Genomic DNA, 2,545 nt, shown 5'->3' on the forward strand with positions numbered 1-2,545 from the left:
AACCTTCTGCAACGTGCCTCATATTCTGGACAAAGGTGCTGAGTGGTTTCAGTCTCTTGGCACCGAGCACAGCAAAGGTAGCAAGCTGCTCAGTATTTGCGGCGACTGCGAGCGCCCTGGCATCTATGAAGTTGAGCATGGTATTAGCGTCTCCGATGCACTCGACTTAGCTGGTGCTATTGATGCAGAAGCTGTCCAGGTAGGTGGTGCCAGTGGCGAAATGATTGCGCGTATCGACTTTAACCGGCGCTTATGTTTTGAGGATTTACCTACAGCAGGGGCTATCATGATTTTCTCGGCGCAACGTAATATTCTCGATATCGTCAATTACTTTATGCACTTCTTTATTGAAGAAAGCTGTGGCTACTGCACGCCATGCAGAGTCGGTAATGTGTTTTTAAAGAAAGGGCTTGAGAAAATCATGCTCGGCCAGGGCGAGAGCAAGGACCTGGAGTCTTTGCAAAGCCTCGGCAATACCATTATTCAAACCAGTCGCTGCGGGCTTGGGCATACGTCCCCTAAACCTATTTTATCGACAATTGAAAACTTCCCTTTAGTGTACGCGGCATTACTAAAAGACCACCCGGATGGTCGTCAGGCAGGTTTTGATATTCAAAGTGCATTGAATGAATCGCGTATTATCGCTAAACGGCGATCGATTATTTTGACCCGCGATACGACCATGACGACAGGGAGCAAAAATGATGAACCAAGAAGAAAAGCGACTTAGCTTTACCATCGACGGCAAGAAAGTCGAAGCCCTTGAGGGGCAGTCGATAATGTCTGCCTGTGAGGCACAAGGTATCTACATTCCTCGGCTATGCGATTCTGAAGGCCTTGTTCCCCAAGGTAGCTGCCGAGTTTGCTCTGTCAAAATGAATGGCCGGGTCGTTGCCGCCTGCACACAACCTATCGAAAACGGTGCAATTATTGAAAATGAAAGCCAGGAAGTAACAGGCTATCGCAAAGATTTGGTCAGAATGTTATTTCATGAAGGCAATCATCTCTGTCCTATCTGCGAAGCTAGTGGACGCTGCGAACTACAAGCAACCGCCTATCGCCTTGGTTTGTCTCAGGCATCAGACTTCCCATACTTACAGCCCTCACGCCCGGTTGATGCTTCGCACCCGGATATCGCATTAGATAACAACCGCTGCATACTCTGTGGCCGTTGTATTCGAGCCTCACGAGACGTTGACGACAAGCATGTCTTTGAATACGTGGGTCGCGGTATCCATAAACGTATTGGTGTGAATGGCGACTGCCTTGCTGATACCAATGCCGATATTAACGACTATGCCATGTCGTTAGAGGTTTGTCCGGTTGGCTGTATTATTCGAAAGAACGATGGCTTTTTCGCCCCCGTTGGCGAGCGTCAATACGACAGCCATATAATTGGCTCAGATATCGAAGTACGACAATACCAGCCTGAAACCGGCAAAGAGGACAGTACAAAATGAGAAAGAAGCGTATTGCCACCACCTCTCTGGCAGGTTGCTTTGGCTGTCATATGTCGTTGCTGGATATTGATGAAAGAATAATCGAACTAATGGAACTGGCCGAGTTTGATCGCAGCCCTTTAAACGATGTCAAAAAGTTCACACGCCGTTGCGACATTGGCCTCATTGAAGGCGGCTGCTGTAATGAAGATAACGTCCATGTGCTTCGTGAATTCAGAGAGAACTGCGACATACTTTTTGCCGTTGGGCAATGCGCCATCATGGGCGGTTTGCCGGTCATGCGAAATGCCATTATGCATTCCGATGATCCGCTAAGAGAATGCCTGGACGAAGCCTATACCACGCCCAAGGTACTCAACCCAGAAAACCAGATACCAAATGACCCAGCTCTACCTTTGCTGCTCGACAAGGTTTACACCTGCGTCGATGTGGTCAAAGTTGACTACCAGATTCCAGGTTGTCCACCTTCTGGCGATGCGCTATGGAGTGCTTTAACAGCCTTGATCAAAGGCGAGCCACCTTCGCTTGATTATTCACTGATCAAGTTTGACTAATTCAAGGGCTGAAAAGATGAAAAAAACAAAAGCTCGGATCGTAGAAATAGAACCCCTAACGCGAGTCGAGGGTCACGGCAAAGTGACGATTCACCTCGATGAACAAAACCAGGTGTCTGAAGCGCGCTTACATATTGTCGAGTTCAGAGGCTTTGAGCGCTTTATCCAGGGCCGATTACTTTGGGAAGTGCCTGTCATCGTTCAGCGCTTGTGTGGCATCTGCCCGGTAAGTCATCACTTAGCAGCCGCAAAAGCTATGGATATGATTGTCGGTGTTGACCAACTCACGCCCACCGCCGAAAAAATGCGCCGCCTAATGCACTACGGCCAGATTATGCAGAGCAACGTACTCCACTTCTTCCATCTCAGTTCACCTGACCTGCTCTTTGGTTTTTCTGCTCCCGCTAAAAAGCGCAATATCTTTGAAGTCATTAAAGCCTTTCCTGACCTGGCCAAGAAAGGCGTATTAATGCGCAAGTACGGACAAGAAGTTATTCAGTACACCGCAGGTAAAAAAATTCATGGCAACAC

At 48.2% G+C, this 2,545-nt stretch carries 4 protein-coding genes; all 4 read left to right on the forward strand.

What is annotated here, in order from left to right; translation table 11 throughout:
* Positions 1-730: NADH-ubiquinone oxidoreductase-F iron-sulfur binding region domain-containing protein (locus A3735_RS18985; protein ID WP_304439994.1), on the forward strand; the 730-nt coding region annotated here is incomplete at its 5' end.
* Positions 702-1,460, forward strand: a complete 759-nt coding sequence (locus A3735_RS18990; RefSeq protein ID WP_068632966.1) for a 2Fe-2S iron-sulfur cluster-binding protein — start codon at positions 702-704, stop codon at positions 1,458-1,460. The genes A3735_RS18985 and A3735_RS18990, both read left to right, overlap by 29 nt.
* The gene (locus A3735_RS18995) at positions 1,457-2,014 is read left to right on the forward strand and encodes an NADP oxidoreductase (protein ID WP_068511660.1); all 558 of its coding nucleotides are present in this window, start codon (positions 1,457-1,459) and stop codon (positions 2,012-2,014) included. The genes A3735_RS18990 and A3735_RS18995 overlap by 4 nt, the downstream gene beginning before the upstream one ends.
* Before the next feature lie 16 nt (positions 2,015-2,030).
* Positions 2,031-2,545, forward strand: a 515-nt coding sequence (locus tag A3735_RS19000) for a nickel-dependent hydrogenase large subunit (RefSeq protein WP_197485940.1), incomplete at its 3' end; no start/stop codon positions are given.

The organism is Oleiphilus sp. HI0061 (assembly GCF_001635675.1).

What these genes read in the sequence shown, in the direction of transcription:
- A3735_RS18990 (WP_068632966.1), top strand. Translation starts at nt 702, where the DNA reads ATGATGAACCAAGAAGAAAAGCGACTTAGCTTTACCATCGACGGCAAG.
- A3735_RS18995 (WP_068511660.1), top strand. Translation starts at nt 1,457, where the DNA reads ATGAGAAAGAAGCGTATTGCCACCACCTCTCTGGCAGGTTGCTTTGGC.